Here is a 17,513-nt window from a genome sequence, read left to right on the forward strand (position 1 = left end):
CGTGTCCACCCATGTGCTCAGCCTGCTCGTCGAAGACAAGCCCGGCCTCCTCACCCGCGTCGCCGGCCTCTTCGCCCGCCGCGGCTTCAACATCACCTCCCTCGCCGTCGGCGCCAGTGAGATCGACGGCCTCAGCCGCATCACGGTCGTCGTCGACGTCGAAGACCTGCCACTCGAGCAGATCACCAAACAGCTCAACAAGCTCATCAACGTGATCAAGATCGTCGAACTCGACTACGACCAGTCGGTGCAACGCGAACACCTGCTCATCAAGGTGCGCGTCGACAACACCACCCGGTCGCAGGTGCTCGAAGCCGTGACGCTGTTCCGCGCCCGCGTCGTCGACGTGGCCACCGAATCGCTCGTCATCGAAGTGACCGGCGACTCGGGCAAGACCAACGCGCTCCTCAAGGTGCTCGAACCCTATGGCATCAAAGAGATGGCCCAATCGGGTCTGCTCGCCATCGGCCGCGGCCCCAAATCCATCAGCGAACGCGTCTACAAGAACTAACACCCACCACCGCCGGGCCGCCAGCCCGACGGAACAGACGAAGGATGCTCGCGCATCCTCGACACGAATCCAAGGAGAAAACCACGTGACCGAGATCTTCTACGACGCCGATGCCGACCTGAGCCTGATCCAGGGCAAGAAGGTCGCCGTCGTCGGCTACGGCTCGCAGGGCCACGCCCACGCGCTCAACCTCCGCGACTCCGGCGTCGAGGTCGTCATCGGCCTCAAGGAAGGCTCGAAGTCGATCGCCAAGGCCGAGGAGCAGGGCTTCACCGTCAAGAGTGTCGCCGAGGCATCCGAATGGGCCGACGTCATCGTCATCCTCGCGCCCGACCAGCACCAGCGCCACATCTACGCCGACTCGATCAAGGACAACCTGACCGACGGCAAGGTGCTCGTCTTCGGCCACGGCTTCAACATCCGCTTCGGCTACATCGAAGCGCCCGAAGGCGTCGACGTCATCATGATCGCCCCCAAGGGCCCCGGCCACACCGTACGCCGCGAATACGAGGCCGGCCGTGGCGTTCCCGTCATCGTCGCCGTTGAAAAGGATGCCTCGGGCAAGGCCTGGGACATCGCCTGGTCCTACGCCCGCGCCATCGGCGGACTGCGCGCCGGCGGCATCAAGACCACGTTCACCGAAGAGACCGAGACCGACCTGTTCGGCGAGCAGGCCGTGCTCTGCGGCGGCACCTCGCAACTCGTCCAGTACGGCTTCGAGACCCTCGTCGAGGCCGGCTACCAGCCGCAGATCGCCTACTTCGAGGTGCTCCACGAGCTGAAGCTCATCGTCGACCTCATGTGGGAAGGTGGCATCGCCAAGCAGCGCTGGTCCATCTCCGACACGGCCGAATACGGCGACTACGTCTCGGGCCCGCGCGTCATCAGCCCCGACGTCAAGGAAAACATGAAGGCCGTGCTGTCCGACATCCAGGACGGCACCTTCGCCAAGCGCTTCATCGAAGACCAGGATGCCGGAGCCCCCGAATTCCTCAAACTCCGCGCCAAGGGCGAAGGCCACCCCATCGAGCAGACCGGTCGCGAACTGCGCAAGCTCTTCGCGTGGAACTCCGCTGACGATGACTACACCGATGGCAGCGTTGCACGCTAGTTGCTAGTTGCTAGTTGCTAGTTGCTAGTTGTTTCTGACCGATGCGTCCGCCTGAGTGCGGGCGCATCGGTGTTTAAGCCGGGCGCAAGGGGCGAAGGGGGCGAGGTTGCGCGAGTATCCTGAAGGAATGAGCAGGCAGCCGGCGCAACCAGACGATGACGCCCTGAGTTGGGCGGGCGACGACGACCCCACGCTCGACGTGGGCGAGCGTCGCGTTGACGAGCAGGCAGAGCCCGCGCGGCCTGTGCAGCCCGGAGAGACGACGAACCGGTCTGTCCGCTCCGAGACCGCGCCCGCCCGCCCGGATGCTGACGTCGACACGACCGCAGTCGCCGGAACCGGTCCGGCACCCGGTGCCGCGAAAAGCTCGCCGGCCGAGGCCCAGCGCGAGCAGATGTCATCCGTTGCGCTCATCGCCGTCAGCGTGCTGGGCGGAATCTTCCTTCTCTATACGATCGGCTGGTTCGTTTCGGTGCAGCGCATCGGCACCGGAGCATCCGACGGCCTGCGCACGCTCATGTTCACGGTGGGCCAGGTGCTCGCCGTCGCGGCCGCGCCACTATGGTTCGCCGCCAGCTTCTTCGCCACGCGCGGGCGCCAGGCGCGTTGGTTCGTGCTCGCCCTCATCGTCGGCGCATTCGTGCTGATCCCCTGGCCGTTCGTGATCGGAGCCCGCTGATGAGCGACACCACACCGGAGCGAGAGCCGGCCCGCAAACGCGCCCCCATCCTGCCGAAAGACGTGCAGACGGGACCCGTGTCCACGCGTCCCGGCACGTCGCGCACCACGTCAGGTGTCAGCCGCCGTTGGGGAGCAACCACCCTGGCCGTCATCTTCGGGCTGCTCTACGCCTACGACGTGTGGGAGGGTCTCGACTGGCTTGTGCTCAACGTGCAAGGCGCGGCGAGCCTCGACACGACCGTGACGGGCACCGGATGGGCGTCGCTCATCCTCGTCGTGCTGGCGCCCGTGCTGCTCTTCGTGGCGGCGTTCCTCATCGCGCGACGCCGCGCATTCTTCCTGCAGATCCTGATCTACGTGGCCGGCTGGGCTGCGGCTTCGGCCCTGTATCTCAGCATCGTGACGCTCTTCTCCAGCGCCAGCATCATCGCCTAAGCGCGGCTAGAGCGGCCAGGCCGCGAACGCGCACAGACCGATGAACACGATCTGGCCGATGAGGCGCGGAACGAGTGGCGTGGCCAGCTTGCCGAACTTTTCGGGGCGCCGAGCCGCGTAGGCGTTCGCCGGGAAGACGGCGACGAGGAAAACGCACAGCAGGATGCCGGCGAGCGTGTGCAGCGCGGGAAGTAACAAACCGACACCTCCCGCGATCTCGCACACGCCCGTGAAGGCGACGAGGAATCGCGGATCGAACGGTTTGCGAAAACGCAGCGGCGCCGGGATCATCGCCGCCATCCCGCGGGCAGGGCCGGGAACGAAGTGCAGAACACCCATCAGGATGAATGCCGCCGCGAGCAGGATGCGGATGATCCACTGGATGGTCTCGATCGTCATAGTCGCCATTCCATCACGTCACACGGCCGGGCGTGTGTGGGCGCTGCACTAGGGTTTAAGCATCCGCGCCCCGGCGTCTGTGGCGCGATCTCTCCCGTCGCCCGCAAGCCGAAGGAAACACCCGTGTCAAAACCGGTCGTGCTGATCGCTGAAGAACTCTCACCCGCCACCGTCGATGCGCTCGGCCCCGACTTCGAGATCCGCCAGGTGGACGGTACCGACCGCCCCGCGCTGCTCGAGGCCCTGGCCGACGCCCACGCCATCCTGGTGCGCTCCGCAACCAAGGTCGACGCCGAGGCCATCCAGGCGGCCCCGTCGCTGAAGGTCATCGCGCGCGCCGGTGTCGGGCTCGACAACGTGGACATCAAGGCCGCGACCACGGCGGGTGTCATGGTCGTGAACGCTCCGACATCCAACATCATCTCGGCCGCCGAACTGACGGTCGGCCACATTCTGAGCCTCGCTCGCCACATTCCCGCCGCGCACGCCGCGCTGGCGCAGGGGCAGTGGAAGCGCTCGAAGTACACGGGCACCGAGCTCTATGAGAAGACACTCGGCATCATCGGCCTCGGCCGCATCGGCGCGCTCATCACGGCACGCCTGCAGGCGTTCGGCGTCAACGTCATCGCCTACGACCCCTACGTCACGTCGGCGCGCGCCCAGCAGCTGGGTGTGCAGCTCGTCACGCTCGACGAACTTCTGCAGCAGTCCGACTTCATCACCATCCACATGCCGAAGACGCCCGAGACGACGGGCATGATCTCGACCGATCAGCTCAAGCTCATGAAGTCGTCCGCTTACATCGTCAACGTCGCCCGCGGTGGCCTCATCGACGAGGATGCCCTCTACGAGGCGCTCGTCTCGGGTGAGATCGCCGGCGCCGGCCTCGACGTGTTCGTCTCCGAGCCGCCCACCGACCAGAAGCTGCTGTCGCTCGAGAACGTCATCGTCACGCCGCACCTCGGCGCCTCGACCGACGAAGCGCAGGAGAAGGCCGGCGTCTCGGTGGCCAAATCGGTGCGCCTCGCCCTCGGCGGCGAGCTCGTGCCAGACGCGGTCAATGTGGCCGGTGGCGTCATCGACCCCTACGTGCGCCCCGGCATCCCGCTGGTCGAGAAGCTGGGCCAGGTCTTCGCGGCCCTCGCCGCCTCGTCGCCGCTCACGAGCGTCGACGTCGAAGTGCGCGGCGAACTCGCCGGCTACGACGTGAGCGTGCTGAAGCTCGCCGCGCTCAAGGGCATCTTCACCAACATCGTCTCCGAGTCGGTCTCCTACGTGAACGCGCCGCTGCTCGCCGAACAGCGCGGCATCGAGGTGCGCCAGATCACCGACGAGGTGTCCGAGGAATACCGCAACCTCATCACGCTGCGTGGCGCGCTGTCCGACGGCACGCAGGTATCGGTCTCGGGCACCCTGACGGGCACCAAGCAGATCGAGAAGGTCGTCGAGATCAACGGTTACGACGTCGAGGTGCCCATCGCGGCGCACCACATCGTCATGGTCTACACCGACCGTCCCGGAATCGTCGCCGTCTACGGCCAGAAGTTCGGCGAGGCCGGCATCAACATCGCCGGCATGCAGATCGCGCGCCGCGAGGCCGGGGGAGAGGCGCTCTCGGTTCTGACCGTCGACTCGCCCGTGACCGACGACATCCTCGCCGATGTCGCCCGTGTGATCGACTCGTCGCTGCTGCGCGAGATCGACATCACCGAGGCGTAGGCGCACTGACGTAAAGGCGCTCAGGCGCACTTACGACGCAGGCCCCCGTTCTCGGAACGGGGGCCTGCGTGTGTTGCGGCTGATCGCGGTGATCGAGGCGATGAGCCCGTCTCGACGTGATTGCGCGATTGTCGCGACCGAGATGCGACCTAGATGCTGTCGTCGCGCTCCGACTGGCGAACGCGGGCACCGGTGACGGGGTCGATGCCCTCGCGCGTGGTGGTGACGGACGTGCGCTTGCGGGCCAGCAGGGCGATGCCGATGATGATGACGATGAAGCCGGCACCCATCAGGATGTAGCCGACCATCCGCAGGTCAACCCACGGAACCGTGATGTTGACGGCGAACGCGAGGATGGCTCCGACGACGAATGTGAAAATACCTGCACCGAGACTCATGGGGAGCTCCTTCTGTAGACGGCGATGGCCACAGCATAGGGCGTGCGCGAGCCCCGGAGGTAGGGGTTGCACGGCGCGTGGGCGCCGCGGCGGCACTCGGTCAGTCGGTGAGCCGCCGCACGACGCGCACGAGGTCGTCGAGATCGGCCTGCGTGACCTCGCCCGAGTCGAAACCGACACCCAGCAGGGCCGAGTTGTAGTAGAGCCCATCGCTGATGAGCACGATGGCACGGGCGGTCGCGGCATCCGGAACCGTTTCGAGAATGAGGTCGAGCCACTTCTGACGCATCTCGGCCAGGGCCTCGCTGACACGCGGGGCGGATGTCTGAGCCAGACGCGCCACGGCCGTGATCGCCCCGTCGAGCGGCGAGTTCGTGTTGATCGAGGTGCGGATGAGGTAATCGACGGGCCCGCCGGGCGCCTGCCGCATGGTTTCGACGTCGTGGTCGGTGAGGCGTTGCAGGCGTTCGACGAGGCCCTGGGTGAGAGCATCCTTCGAGCCGAAGTGGTAGAGCAGGCCGCCCTTGGACACGTCGGCGCGGTGGGCGACGGCGTCGAGGGTGGCGCCGCGTTCGCCGTGCTCGATGAGCAGCTCTTCATAGGCGTCGAGCAGGCGTTCGCGGGTGCCGGCGGGTTTGCTCATGACCCGATCGTACTCGTTATCGATTGACCTTTGTACCGTCCAGTCGGTATAGTAAATGAGCTGGTCGGCGTTGACGTCGGCCTTTTTGCTTTCCATCCACACCCAGATTGCCGCTTTGTGCGGCGAGGAGCTCTCGTGTCACGCACCACCCATACCCTCGATTCATCCACCGTCGTTCCCCGCGCCGGCGTTCGAGAGTGGTTCGCGCTGGCCGTGCTCATGCTGCCGGTGCTGCTCGTCTCGGTCGACAACACGGTGTTGAACTTCGCGCTGCCGCAGATCTCCGAGACGCTGCGTCCGAGCGGCACCGGCCTGCTGTGGATCGTCGACATCTACCCGCTCGTGCTCGCGGGTCTGCTCGTGTCGATGGGTTCGCTCGGCGACCGCATCGGGCGCCGCAAGCTGCTGCTCATCGGTTCGGTGGGGTTCGCGGGCGTGTCGATCTTCGCGGCCTTCGCCCCCAGCGCCGAGGCGTTGATCGGGGCCCGCGCGGCGCTCGGTTTCTTCGGCGCCATGCTCATGCCCTCAACGCTGTCGCTTCTGCGCAGCATCTTCCTCGACCGCGATCAGCGCCGCATGGCCATCGCGGTGTGGGCCTCCGGGTTCGCGGCGGGCAGCGCGCTCGGCCCTATCGTCGGCGGCCTGCTCCTGCAGAACCTCTGGTGGGGTTCGGTGTTCCTGCTCGCGGTGCCCGTGCTCATCCCGTTGGTCATCCTCGCGCCGCTCCTGGTGCCCGAGTCGAAAGACCCGCACCCCGGGCGCATCGATGTGCCGAGCATCCTGCTGTCGCTGTTCACCATGTTGCCCATCGTTTTCGGCATCAAGTCGATCGCCGAGAAAGGTGCTGATCCGCTGGGTATCGTCGCCATCGTCGTGGGCCTCGTCTCCGGGTTCCTCTTCGTGCGTCGCCAGCGCCGGGTTGAGACACCCATGCTCGACATGACGCTGTTCACGCGTGGATCGTTCAGCGGCGCGGTCGGCGTCAACCTGCTGAGCGTGACCGCGTTCGTGGGCGGACTGTTCTTCGTGACCCAGCATCTGCAGCTGGTGTTGGGCCTCGCGCCCCTCCAGGCCGGACTCACGTTGCTTCCGGGTCTCGTGGCGATGATCATCGCGGGGCTGGTCATCGTGCCAATCGCGAAACGCGTGCGGCCGAGCATCGTCATTCCGGTGGCACTGGTGATTTCCGCGGCGGGTTATTCGGCGGTCGCCTTGTCGGGCGGAAACATCCAGGCGGCGGGACTCGCGTTCGCGTTCATCGCGCTGGGCGTGGGCATCGGCGCGGCCGAGACGGTCTCGAACGAGCTCATCATCGCGAGTGCGCCCGTCGAGAAGGCGGGCGCGGCATCCGCAGTTTCCGAGACGGCTTACGAGTTGGGCGCCGTTCTCGGCACCGCGATCCTGGGCACGATCCTCACGGCGTCTTACCGGGCCAACGTTGTTCTGCCCTCTGGTCTCAGCGAGGCGCAGCGCATGGCCGCGGGCGAAACGCTCGGTGGCGCCGTCTCGGTGGCCGGTCAGGTTTCGGCGGATGCCGCAGCCGCCCTCCTCGATTCGGCCCGACACGCCTTCGACAGCGGTGTGGGCGTTGCGGCTTGGATCGGCGTCGCGCTCATCGTGGCCGCCGGCGTGGTCGCGGCGACCAGCCTGCGCCGCGTGCGCTAGACCGCCTCGCCTCTGGGGGCGCAGATCGTTCTCCACAGGCACCAGGGATGCTTCTCCCTCCACAGATCGGCGGGTGCGCTCGATCCCGCCCGAACCGCGGCGATAGGCTGAGAGCACTCAACTTCTGAAGGCAGGAGCCCCATGTCGCGCACCGTTTCACTCGCAGTCATCCCCGGTGATGGCATCGGCCCCGAGGTCGTCGCAGAGGCGATCAAGGTGCTCGAGGCGGTGACGGCGTCGGGTGACGTCGTGTTCGAGCAGACCCACTATTCGCTGGGCGCCGGCCGTTTCCTCGAGACGGGCGACGTGCTCACCGACGACGATCTCGCGGCAATCGCCGCGCACGACGCCATCCTGCTCGGCGCGGTCGGCGGCACGCCGGGCGACCCGCGCCTGGCGGGGGCCAACATCGAGCGCGGGCTGTTGCTCAAGCTGCGGTTCAGCCTCGACCACTACGTCAACCTGCGGCCCACCAAGATCTACCCGGGCGTCAAGAGCCCCCTGGCCGAGCACGGCGACGTCGACTTCGTCGTCGTGCGCGAGGGCACCGAGGGTCCCTATGTCGGCAACGGCGGCACGATCCGCCAGGGCACGCCCGCCGAGATCGCCAACGAGGTCTCGGTCAACACGGCTTACGGCGTCGAGCGCGTCGTGCGCTACGCCTTCGAGGCCGCGGCGGCCCGTCGCTCCAAGCTCACGCTCGTGCACAAGACCAATGTCCTCACCTTCGCGGGTGGGCTGTGGAAGCGCGTCGTCGACGAGGTTGCCGCCGAATTCCCGGCGGTCACGGTCGACTACCTGCACGTCGATGCCGCCACGATCTTCCTCGTCACCGACCCTGCTAGGTTTGACGTCATCGTCACGGACAACCTCTTCGGCGACATTCTCACCGACCTCGCGGGCGCAATCTCGGGTGGCATCGGTTTGGCGGCCTCCGGCAACATCAACCCGAGCGGCAGCTTCCCCAGCATGTTCGAGCCGGTTCACGGGTCCGCTCCTGACATCGCCGGGCAACAGAAGGCCGACCCCACGGCTGCGATCCTGTCGGTCGCGCTCCTGCTCGAGCACCTCGGGCTCGCCGACGAGGCGCGACTCGTGAACGAGGCCGTCACGGCCGATATCGCCGACCGCGGCGCCGAGGCCCGCACCACGACCCAGGTCGGCGACGCCATCGTCGAGCGGCTCGCTTCTGCCAGCTGAATCGACGGCAACTGACTCGTCGGGCGCTGCCCGCACACATTGATCTCGGGCCTCGCGCCCCGACCGATCCACCAGAGGACACATCATGACCACCGCAGAAACCACGTTCCCCCTCAGCTTCACCCACCACCCCTCGAGCGCCGCACGCGCCGAGGCCGAGCGCGAGATCATCCTCGCCGACCCCGGTTTCGGCAAGCACTTCACCGACCACATGGTGCAGATCGACTGGGACATCGAGACCGGCTGGCACGACGCGCGCGTCACGCCCTACGGCCCGCTCATGCTCGACCCCGCGGCATCCGTGCTGCACTATGCGCAGGAGATCTTCGAGGGCCTGAAGGCCTACCGTCACGCCGACGGCTCGATCTACACGTTCCGCCCCGAGAAGAACGCCGAGCGCCTGCAGCGTTCGGCCCGTCGCCTCGCCCTGCCCGAGCTCGGCGTCGACGACTTCGTCGAGTCGATCAAGCAGCTCATCGCGGCCGACGGCCAGTGGGTGCCCGATGCCCCCGAGACGAGCCTCTACCTGCGCCCGTTCATGATCGCCAACGAGTCGTTCCTCGGCGTGCGCAGCGCGCAGAAGGTCGGCTACTACGTCATCGCCAGCCCCGCCGGCGCCTACTTCACGGGCGGTGTGAAGCCCGTGTCGATCTGGTTGTCCACCGAGTACTCGCGCGCCGGCAAGGGCGGAACGGGTGCGGCCAAGTGCGGCGGCAACTACGCGTCGTCGCTGCTGCCCCAGGCCGAGGCTTACGAGAACGGCTGCGCGCAGGTGCTCTTCCTCGACAGCGAAGAGGGTAAATACGTCGACGAGCTCGGTGGCATGAACGTGTTCTTCGTCTACAAAGACGGCACGCTTGTCACGCCCGCTCTCACGGGGTCGATCCTCGAGGGCATCACGCGCGACAGCATCATCCAGCTCGCGAAAGACCGCGGCCACACGGTCGAGGAGCGTCGCTTCTCGCTCGAAGAATGGAAGCGCGACTCCGAAGCCGGCGAGATCGTTGAGGTGTTCGCGTGCGGCACGGCCGCCGTGGTCACCCCCATTGCCCAGCTGAAGACGCCCGACTTCACCATCGGCGACTCCGAGGCGCCCGCGGGTGAGCTGACCATGGCCATCCGCCAGGAGCTCACCGACATCCAGTATGGCCGCCTGCCCGACCGCCACGGCTGGCTCACGCGCCTCGACGCCTGAGCCCGGCGTTCGGCCACTCACCTTTTGACGACACAACCACGAGGAGAACTTTCGTGAAGATCGCACGTTTCAGCCACAACGGCAGCATCAACTTCGGCATCGTCGACGAGTCCGACATCGTCGTGCTCGCCGGCGACCCCATGTTCGCCGGCTTCGACACGACGGGGGAGCGCGTGCCGCTCGCCGACGCCGTGCTGCTGGCCCCGGCCATCCCGCGTTCGAAGGTCGTCGCGGTGGGCAAGAACTATCACGACCACGCCAAGGAGATGGGCGGAGAAGCCCCCGAGGCGCCGCTGCTGTTCCTCAAGCCCAACACGTCGGTCATCGGCACCAACGACCGCATCGTGTTGCCGCCGCAGTCGCAGCAGGTGGAGCACGAGGGCGAGCTGGCGATCGTCATCGGCAGCGTGGCGAAAAACGTGAAGCACGCCGACGCCGCCGACGTCATCTTCGGCTACACCATCGCCAACGACGTCACGGCCCGTGACCTGCAGAAGGCCGACGGCCAGTGGGCCCGCGCCAAGGGGTTCGACACGTTCTGCCCCGTCGGGCCCGTCATCGAGACCGAGTTCGCGCTCGGCGGCGCCACCATCACCACCCGCGTGAACGGCGAGGTGCGTCAGCAGGCGCCCCTGTCTGACATGATCCACTCGGTCGCCGACATCATCGAATACGCGTCCGCCGTGTTCACGCTCCTGCCGGGCGACATCATCCTCACGGGCACGCCCGCGGGGGTCGGGCCGATCGTCTCGGGCGACCGCGTCGACGTCGAGGTCACGGGCATCGGCACGCTGTCCAACCCGGTCGCCTGACCGGCCGACGACCAGCCTGGCCCGGTAGGATTGGCGACGATGTCTGACACCACTACGCACCCCGTGACCACCGCCACCGGCGCCGACGTTCGCGTCCGGTTCTGCCCTTCGCCGACCGGCACCCCGCACGTCGGCCTCGTGCGCACCGCCCTCTTCAACTGGGCCTACGCGCGCCACACGGGCGGCAAGCTCGTCTTCCGCATTGAAGACACCGACCAGGCGCGCGACAGCGAAGAGAGCTACGGCCAGATCGTCGAGGCGCTGCGCTGGTTGAAGCTCGACTGGGACGAGGGCATCGACGTGGGCGGCCCGCACGGCCCCTACCGTCAGTCTGAGCGCACCGACATCTACCTCGAGGTCATCGAGAAGCTGAAGGCTTCTGGACACGTCTACGAGTCCTACTCCAATGCCGAAGAGATCGACGCGCGCAACGAGGCCAACGGTCGCGCCAAACAGCTCGGCTACGACAACTTCGATCGCGATCTCACCGAGGCCGAGCGCGCCGAGTTCCGTGCCGAAGGCCGCGAGCCCGCGCTGCGTCTGCGCGTGCCCGACACCGACCTGTCGTTCGACGACCTCGTGCGCGGCGAGATCACCTTCCCCGCCGGGTCGTTCACCGACTTCGTCGTCGTGCGCCCCAACGGCCACCCTCTCTACACGCTCGTCAACCCGGTCGACGACGCGCTCATGGGCATCACCCACGTGCTGCGCGGCGAAGACCTGCTGTCGTCGACCCCGCGTCAGATCGCGCTCTACCACGCGCTCATCGACATCGGAGTGGCCGCCGCCATCCCGCGCTTCGGTCACCTGCCCTACGTCATGGGCGAGGGCAACAAGAAGCTCTCGAAGCGCGACCCTGAGTCCAACCTGTTCCACCACCGCGACCGCGGGTTCATCCCCGAGGGCCTCATCAACTACCTGGCGCTGCTCGGCTGGTCGCTGACCGGCGACCGCGACGTGTTCAGCATCGACGAGATGGTGGCCGCGTTCGACGTCGTCGACGTGCTGCCCAACCCCGCGCGCTTCGACCTGAAGAAGGCCGAATCGATCAACGGTGACCACATCCGCCAGCTCGACGTCGACGACTTCGCCGAGCGCACCGTGCCTTACCTCGTCGAGGCCGACCTCGTGAACGTGCCCCTGGGCGATCGCGAGAAGCACATCCTCGACCAGGCCGCGCCGCTCATCCAGGAGCGCATCGGCCTGCTCGGCGAGGCCCCCGGCATGCTCGGCTTCCTCTACACCAAGACCTCCGACCTCGTCATCGAGGCCGACGCCGCCAAGAGCCTGCCCGTCAACACGGGCGAGGTGCTGCAGGCCGCCATCGGCGCACTCCAGGGCATCGACGACGCCGACTGGGCCACCCAGCGCCTGCAGAGCGTGCTCGCCGGCGCGCTCATCGAAGGTCTCGAGCTCAAGCCGCGCATCGCCTACGGTCCGTTGCGCGTCGCGATCTCGGGCCGCCGCGTCTCGCCGCCGCTGTTCGAGTCGATGGAGATCCTCGGCAAGGAAGACACCCTCGCCCGATTGGAGGCGCTGGCCGCCTCGCACGCCTCATGAGCGCGCCCGAGTACGACGTCGTCGTCATCGGGGGAGGGCCGGCCGGTCTATCTGCCGCGCTCAACCTCGTTCGGGCCCGCAAGCGCACGCTCGTCCTCGACAGCAACCGCCCGCGTCACTCCGCCACGCTCGTCTCGCACGGCTTCCTCACGCGCGACGGCGTCTCGCCGCTCGACCTGCGCCAGCTCGCCCGCGACGAAGTCTCGAGTTATGCCGAGGCCGAGATCCAGTTCGCGCTCGTGTCGAGCGTCGAACAGGAAGACGAACACTTCCGTGTCCGGGCATCCGGTGTGCGGGGGAGTGCCGACCGCGACGTCACTGCCCGCCGCGTCGTCGTCACGGCGGGTCTCGCCGAGACGCTGCCGCGCATCCAGGGCATCCGCTCCTACTACGGCACCGCGTTGCACAGCTGCCTCGAATGCGACGGCTACGACAAGCGTGACCAGCCGCTCGCCATGATCGGCGAAACCGACGACCTCGCCGAGCGTGCACTGCTCCTCACGAGCTGGAGCGACACCGTCACGGCCTTCACCAACGGGTCGGATGTCGCGCTGAGCGTCGTCGGCGAAGAAACTCTCCTCGCGGCCGGTGTCACGGTCGAGCGCCGACCCATCGCCGAGATCACGGGTGACCGCACCGGCATGACGGGCATCACGCTCGACGACGGCACCGCGCTCGACATCCGCGCCGGCTTCATCCGCCCCGTGTGGACGGCGCCGCTCGACTACCTCGCAGCCCTGCCGCTCGACCGCGACGACGACGGACTCGTGCGCATCGACAGCGTCGGCCGCACCTCGCTCCCGGGCGTCTATGCCGCCGGGGACATCACGCCGCCCGGCCCGCAGCAGCTCATCGTGGCCGCCGGCGCTGGGGCGAAAGTCTCGGCAGCGATCCTGGCGGACGCGATTCACGCAAAACGGTAGCGCGTCAGTTTGGTGTCGGCCCGTTCCCTAGGGTAAAGTCGATACTCGTGCCGAGGAGTTATCCGAGGCCCGTGGGGTATGGTGTAATTGGCAACACGACTGATTCTGGTTCAGTTGTTCTTGGTTCGAGTCCAGGTACCCCAGCAGTAAAAGCCTCCGCTTCGGCGGGGGCTTTTTTGTTGCCCAAAACGCCCGCGCCCGAAGCGAACAATCGGCCGCGGGGGTCACGAGACCGCTCTGTTGCCGTTGCGTTAAGGGTTTGTTTCGGGGCGCAGAATGCGCTTTCGGCGAGGGTAATGTGTCACCCACTACCGAACGCGAGGAACTGGGGTACAGTAATGTGTCACACGGTACAGAAAGGCCTGACCTGGATATGACTGACAATGTTGTCGTCGAAACACCCGCCGCGAGCGATGCATCTGAGCGTCCCGGCGGGGTGCAGGGCGTGAGCGCGGTGCGGACGAAACGCGGCGTGCGGCGGCCGTTGGGAACCGCGAACGTGCGGCTCGGCGGCGATGGGCTGTGGGGCGTGTGGCAGGAAAGGAACCGCAGCCGCACCATCCATCACACCATTCGTGAGGTTCGGGCGGCAGGAAACCTCGACAATCTGCGGGCCGTTGCTCAGCCCGGTTCGCCCGTGGCCAGTGAGCGCGAGGCCCAGGGCGCTGCGCCGACTGAGTATCGCGGGCGCTATCCGTTCCTCGACACGGATGTGTTCAAGACGCTCGAGGGAATCGCCTATGAGATCGGCCGCGGCGAGGCCGCCGCCGAGACGACAGACTTCTTCGAGGAAGCCGTGACGCTGCTCGAATCGGCGCAGCAAGACGACGGCTACCTCAACTCCTACTTCCAGGCCGAGACCGTGGACAAGCAGCCGTGGGAAGACCTGGCCTGGGGACACGAGCTTTACAACCTGGGTCACCTGATTCAGGCGGCGGTCGCGGCATCCCGGCAGATGGGGGACCGGCGACTGCTCGACATCGCGAGCCGGTTCGCCGACCTGGCGGTGCGGAAGCTCGGGCCCGACGGGCAGAACGCCGTGGACGGACATCCCGAGGCCGAGATGGCGCTCGTCGAGTTGTTCCGCGAGACCGGCAACCGCGACTACCTCACGTTGGCCGAGCTGCTGGTCGACCGGCGCGGGCACGGCACGGTCGAACTCCGCGTGTTCCCGGCCGAATACTTCCAGGACAACGCGCCGTTCCGTGAGCTGGACTCGGTGACCGGGCACGCCGTGCGAATGGCTTATCTGGCCGCCGGGGCGACCGATGTCGCGCTCGAGAACGGCGACGAAACCTTGCTCGAAGCATCCGAGCGTCTGTGGCGGGATATGAGCCGCACCAAGCTCTACATCACGGGCGGGCTCGGCAGCCGGCACTCCGACGAGGCCATCGGCGACCGCTTCGAGTTGCCGTCCGAACGGTCCTACAGCGAGACCTGCGCCGCCATCGCCACCATGCAGTGGGCGTGGCGCCTGCACCTGGCCACGGGTGACACGCATTACCTGGACGCCTTCGAGACCGTGCTCTACAACGCCTACGCCGCCGGACTCTCGAGCGACGGCTGCGCCTTCTTCTACGACAACCCGCTGCAGCGCCGCCCCGACCACCAGCAGCGCACCGGCGCCGAACCCGACGGCGAGATCCTGCGCCGCGCTTGGTTCGTGTGCCCGTGCTGCCCGCCCAACATCGTGCGCTGGATGTCGGAGCTGCAAGATTACGTCGCCACCACCGGTGTGGGCACCGACGAGAACACGCTGTTCATCGGCCAGTACACGACCGCGAACATCGACTCGGATGGCCTCAGCCTCGACATGCAGACGGCGTACCCGTTCGAGGGCGACATCCGCCTGACCGTGAACGCGAGTGAGGGTGCGTCACGGACCCTCGCCCTGCGCGTGCCGGCCTGGTGCCACTCGGCCACCGTGACCGTAAACGGCGAGAACCCAGCTGCCGGCGCCGCGACCGCCGATGGCTGGCTGCGCGTCGAGCGCGAGTGGGCCGTCGGCGACAGCGTCGAGCTGCACCTCGACATGCCTGTTCGGGCCCACGGTTCGCACCCGGCCGTCGACGGCACGCGGGGAGCGATCGCCATCGCGCGCGGCCCGCTCGTCTTCGCCGCCGAGCAGGAGGACAACGAGGCGCCGCTCGACGACATCGTGGTGAGCGTGGACGACGTGAGCCGGGCTCGGGTCGTGCCGACCGATCTCGACGGTCACGCCGAGACTCAGGCGGTTGCCATCGTCCTGCCCGCGACGATCGCCGCGACCCGTGCTGATTCCGAGCTTTATCCCGAGCTGACGTCCGGCCGCGCAGCATCCGCTGGCACGGTCAACCCATCCGCCGCCACCCCCGACGCGTCGCCCACCCAGCTGGCGCTCATCCCGTACTACCTCTGGGGTAACCGAGAGCCGCTCACCATGCGGGTCTGGCTGCGCCGCGACATCCCTTCCGTTACCACCGAACGAAAGTAGACACCCATGAAGAAACGCTACGCAGCGGCCGGGCTCGCCCTCGCCGCCACCCTGGCGCTCACCGCCTGCACGGGCGGAGGGGGCGCCTCCACCGGGGGCGGCTCAGGCGTCAGCGGCACGCCGAAAGAGGGCGGCACGCTCTACGTCCTGCAGAACGCCGACTTCTCGCACCTCGACCCGACCATGGGCTTCGACGGCGGCGTCAACAACTTCTACCGCCTGATCTACCGCCAGCTCACCACCACGGGCGTCGGTGAGGGCGCGAAGGGCACCGAGATCGTGCCCGACCTCGCCACCGACCTGGGCACGCCCAACGAGGACGCCACCGAGTGGACGTTCACCTTGAAGGACGGCGTGAAGTTCGAGGATGGCTCGCCCATCACCTCGGCCGACGTGAAGTTCGGCGTCGAGCGCTCCTTCGACCCGGCGCTTTCGATCGGCTCGCCCTACGCCAAGCTGCTGCTCGCCGACACCGACGGCTACGAGGGCCCCTACATCACGGGCGATCTCGACTCGATCGTCACCCCCGACGACAAGACCATCACGTTCAAGCTCAACCGCCCGTTCGCCGACTTCCCGTCGGCCGCCGCGCAGAACGTCTTCACGCCCTTCCCCGCCGACGCCGACGTCACGACGACGTCGCTCGACCAGCAGCCCATCTCCTCCGGCCCCTACAAGGTCGCCAGCTACCAGCGCGGTTCGAAGCTCGTGCTCGAACGCAACGAGAACTGGGACAAGAAGACCGACGACGTGCGCGCCGCCTACCCCGACGGTTTCGACTTCACGTTCGGCCTCGACGCCTCCACCATCGACGAGCGCATGATCGCCGGCCAGGGCAACGACAAGGATGCCATCGCCGGCACCGTTCAGGCCTCGTCCATCGCCCGCATCCAGACGCCCGCCCTGAAGGATCGCACCATCTCGGGCGTGCAGGGCTGCACCACCTACATGGGCCTCAACACGACGAAGCCGAACCTCGACAACCCGCTCGTGCGCCAGGCCATCAACTACGCCATCGACAAGCAGTCGGTGAAGGATGCCACGGGCGGCTCGCAGCTGGCCGAGGTCGCCACCACCATGCTGCCCCCGACCGTCGCCGGCCAGACCGACTTCGACCTGTACGCGTCGAAGGACTCGAAGGGTGACCCCGAGAAGGCCAAGGAACTGCTGGCCGAGGCCGGCCTTCCCGACGGATTCACCATGACCATGGACATCCGCTCGCAGCCGAAGATGCAGGCGCAGGCCGAAGCCGTGCAGCAGGCCCTCTCGAAGGCCGGCATCACGGTCGAGCTGAACCTGATCGACTCGGCGACCTACTACGAGGTCATCGGAACCACGTCGCAGCAGCACGACGCCGCGATCACCGGCTGGTGCCCCGACTGGGCGTCGGGCTCCACGTTCCTGCCGCCGCTGTTCGACGGTCGCCAGATCTATGAGAAGGGCAACTCGAACATCGCCCAGCTGGACGACGCCGACGTCAACGCCAAGATCGACGAGATCTACGCCATGACCGACGCCGACGAGGCCAACAAGGCCTGGGGTGCGCTCGACGAGCAGATCGCCAAGCTGGCCCCGACCGTTCCGCTGCTGTTCGAGAAGGCCGTGATGGTCGTCGGCGAGGGTGTCGCGGGGGCTTACTCCGACGCCGCGTTCTCCGGTGGCATCGACTTCGTGTCGGTCGGTCTCTCCGACCCGAAGAAGTAACCTCTCGCCCCGCGGGGCCGGCCGGCTGAACGCCCGCCGGCCCCGCGGGACCTCACACTCCGACAGAAACTACGAAAGACGGTT

General features: G+C 67.2%; 16 protein-coding genes and 1 tRNA gene. 14 read left to right on the forward strand and 3 right to left on the reverse strand.

What is annotated here, in order from left to right; translation table 11 throughout:
• Position 1: 1 nt before the first annotated feature.
• The 4 genes from ilvN (at position 2) to ACUWEX_RS06090 (ending at position 2,738) form a co-directional block, all read left to right on the forward strand.
• Entirely contained in the window at positions 2 to 511 is a 510-nt protein-coding gene (gene ilvN, locus ACUWEX_RS06075; protein WP_445997426.1) for an acetolactate synthase small subunit, read from the forward strand.
• 85 nt (positions 512 to 596) lie between these two features.
• Positions 597 to 1,622 carry a ketol-acid reductoisomerase gene (ilvC, locus tag ACUWEX_RS06080; protein WP_445997427.1) on the forward strand — a complete coding sequence of 342 codons (1,026 nt, stop codon included), beginning with the start codon at positions 597 to 599 and terminating at the stop codon, positions 1,620 to 1,622.
• Positions 1,623 to 1,749: 127 nt separating this feature from the next.
• Positions 1,750 to 2,301: a hypothetical protein gene (locus ACUWEX_RS06085; protein ID WP_079727288.1), complete on the forward strand. Its 552-nt coding sequence runs from the start codon at positions 1,750 to 1,752 to the stop codon at positions 2,299 to 2,301.
• A complete protein-coding gene (locus tag ACUWEX_RS06090) occupies positions 2,301 to 2,738 on the forward strand; it encodes a hypothetical protein (RefSeq protein WP_445997428.1) in 438 nt (145 codons plus the stop codon). The genes ACUWEX_RS06085 and ACUWEX_RS06090 overlap by 1 nt, the downstream gene beginning before the upstream one ends.
• 6 nt (positions 2,739 to 2,744) lie before the next feature.
• On the opposite strand, the gene ACUWEX_RS06095 is transcribed toward ACUWEX_RS06090, so the two are convergent.
• Positions 2,745 to 3,137 carry a DoxX family protein gene (locus ACUWEX_RS06095; protein WP_234990985.1) on the reverse strand — a complete coding sequence of 131 codons (393 nt, stop codon included), beginning with the start codon at positions 3,135 to 3,137 and terminating at the stop codon, positions 2,745 to 2,747.
• Positions 3,138 to 3,260: 123 nt separating this feature from the next.
• On the opposite strand from ACUWEX_RS06095, the gene serA reads away from it, so the two are divergent.
• On the forward strand, positions 3,261 to 4,856 hold the full coding sequence (gene serA, locus ACUWEX_RS06100; RefSeq protein ID WP_445997429.1) for a phosphoglycerate dehydrogenase: 1,596 nt from the start codon (positions 3,261 to 3,263) through the stop codon (positions 4,854 to 4,856).
• Between the two features lie 149 nt (positions 4,857 to 5,005).
• Here serA and ACUWEX_RS06105 read toward each other — a convergent pair whose 3' ends face one another.
• Positions 5,006 to 5,254, reverse strand: coding sequence for a DUF6458 family protein (locus ACUWEX_RS06105; RefSeq protein ID WP_445997430.1), 249 nt, complete (start codon positions 5,252 to 5,254; stop codon positions 5,006 to 5,008).
• Between the two features lie 100 nt (positions 5,255 to 5,354).
• Complete coding sequence (locus tag ACUWEX_RS06110) at positions 5,355 to 5,897, reverse strand: TetR/AcrR family transcriptional regulator (protein ID WP_143785343.1); 543 nt, start codon at positions 5,895 to 5,897, stop codon at positions 5,355 to 5,357.
• A gap of 135 nt (positions 5,898 to 6,032) precedes the next feature.
• Between ACUWEX_RS06110 and ACUWEX_RS06115 the strand changes: the two genes are divergently transcribed.
• The 9 genes from ACUWEX_RS06115 to ACUWEX_RS06155 all read left to right on the forward strand — a co-directional run bounded on the left by ACUWEX_RS06115 (position 6,033) and on the right by ACUWEX_RS06155 (position 17,429).
• Positions 6,033 to 7,562: an MFS transporter gene (locus ACUWEX_RS06115; protein ID WP_445997431.1), complete on the forward strand. Its 1,530-nt coding sequence runs from the start codon at positions 6,033 to 6,035 to the stop codon at positions 7,560 to 7,562.
• A 141-nt stretch (positions 7,563 to 7,703) separates the two neighbouring features.
• Positions 7,704 to 8,762, forward strand: coding sequence for a 3-isopropylmalate dehydrogenase (locus tag ACUWEX_RS06120; RefSeq protein ID WP_445997432.1), 1,059 nt, complete (start codon positions 7,704 to 7,706; stop codon positions 8,760 to 8,762).
• A gap of 85 nt (positions 8,763 to 8,847) precedes the next feature.
• The gene (locus ACUWEX_RS06125; RefSeq protein WP_445997433.1) at positions 8,848 to 9,957 is read left to right on the forward strand and encodes a branched-chain amino acid aminotransferase; all 1,110 of its coding nucleotides are present in this window, start codon (positions 8,848 to 8,850) and stop codon (positions 9,955 to 9,957) included.
• Positions 9,958 to 10,010: 53 nt separating this feature from the next.
• Positions 10,011 to 10,769: a fumarylacetoacetate hydrolase family protein gene (locus ACUWEX_RS06130; protein WP_079727295.1), complete on the forward strand. Its 759-nt coding sequence runs from the start codon at positions 10,011 to 10,013 to the stop codon at positions 10,767 to 10,769.
• A 39-nt stretch (positions 10,770 to 10,808) separates the two neighbouring features.
• A complete protein-coding gene (gene gltX, locus ACUWEX_RS06135) occupies positions 10,809 to 12,329 on the forward strand; it encodes a glutamate--tRNA ligase (RefSeq protein WP_445997434.1) in 1,521 nt (506 codons plus the stop codon).
• The gene (locus tag ACUWEX_RS06140) at positions 12,326 to 13,252 is read left to right on the forward strand and encodes an NAD(P)/FAD-dependent oxidoreductase (RefSeq protein ID WP_445997435.1); all 927 of its coding nucleotides are present in this window, start codon (positions 12,326 to 12,328) and stop codon (positions 13,250 to 13,252) included. Before gltX ends, ACUWEX_RS06140 begins: the two co-directional genes overlap by 4 nt.
• Before the next feature lie 72 nt (positions 13,253 to 13,324).
• Positions 13,325 to 13,396: transfer RNA gene (locus ACUWEX_RS06145), tRNA-Gln, on the forward strand.
• Between the two features lie 229 nt (positions 13,397 to 13,625).
• Complete coding sequence (locus ACUWEX_RS06150; protein ID WP_445997436.1) at positions 13,626 to 15,725, forward strand: glycoside hydrolase family 127 protein; 2,100 nt, start codon at positions 13,626 to 13,628, stop codon at positions 15,723 to 15,725.
• 6 nt (positions 15,726 to 15,731) lie between these two features.
• Positions 15,732 to 17,429, forward strand: a complete 1,698-nt coding sequence (locus ACUWEX_RS06155) for an ABC transporter substrate-binding protein (RefSeq protein ID WP_445997437.1) — start codon at positions 15,732 to 15,734, stop codon at positions 17,427 to 17,429.
• Positions 17,430 to 17,513 lie beyond the last annotated feature (84 nt).

It is taken from the genome of Okibacterium fritillariae (assembly GCF_052783725.1).

Excerpts from the sequence above, each read along its gene's own strand:
- ACUWEX_RS06085 (WP_079727288.1), top strand. The coding sequence starts at position 1,750 with ATGAGCAGGCAGCCGGCGCAACCAGACGATGACGCCCTGAGTTGGGCG.
- ACUWEX_RS06090 (WP_445997428.1), top strand. The coding sequence starts at position 2,301 with ATGAGCGACACCACACCGGAGCGAGAGCCGGCCCGCAAACGCGCCCCC.
- ACUWEX_RS06095 (WP_234990985.1), bottom strand. The coding sequence starts at position 3,137 with ATGACGATCGAGACCATCCAGTGGATCATCCGCATCCTGCTCGCGGCG.
- ACUWEX_RS06105 (WP_445997430.1), bottom strand. The coding sequence starts at position 5,254 with ATGAGTCTCGGTGCAGGTATTTTCACATTCGTCGTCGGAGCCATCCTC.
- ACUWEX_RS06110 (WP_143785343.1), bottom strand. The coding sequence starts at position 5,897 with ATGAGCAAACCCGCCGGCACCCGCGAACGCCTGCTCGACGCCTATGAA.
- ACUWEX_RS06120 (WP_445997432.1), top strand. The coding sequence starts at position 7,704 with ATGTCGCGCACCGTTTCACTCGCAGTCATCCCCGGTGATGGCATCGGC.
- ACUWEX_RS06125 (WP_445997433.1), top strand. The coding sequence starts at position 8,848 with ATGACCACCGCAGAAACCACGTTCCCCCTCAGCTTCACCCACCACCCC.
- gltX (WP_445997434.1), top strand. The coding sequence starts at position 10,809 with ATGTCTGACACCACTACGCACCCCGTGACCACCGCCACCGGCGCCGAC.
- ACUWEX_RS06140 (WP_445997435.1), top strand. The coding sequence starts at position 12,326 with ATGAGCGCGCCCGAGTACGACGTCGTCGTCATCGGGGGAGGGCCGGCC.
- ACUWEX_RS06150 (WP_445997436.1), top strand. The coding sequence starts at position 13,626 with ATGACTGACAATGTTGTCGTCGAAACACCCGCCGCGAGCGATGCATCT.
- ACUWEX_RS06155 (WP_445997437.1), top strand. The coding sequence starts at position 15,732 with ATGAAGAAACGCTACGCAGCGGCCGGGCTCGCCCTCGCCGCCACCCTG.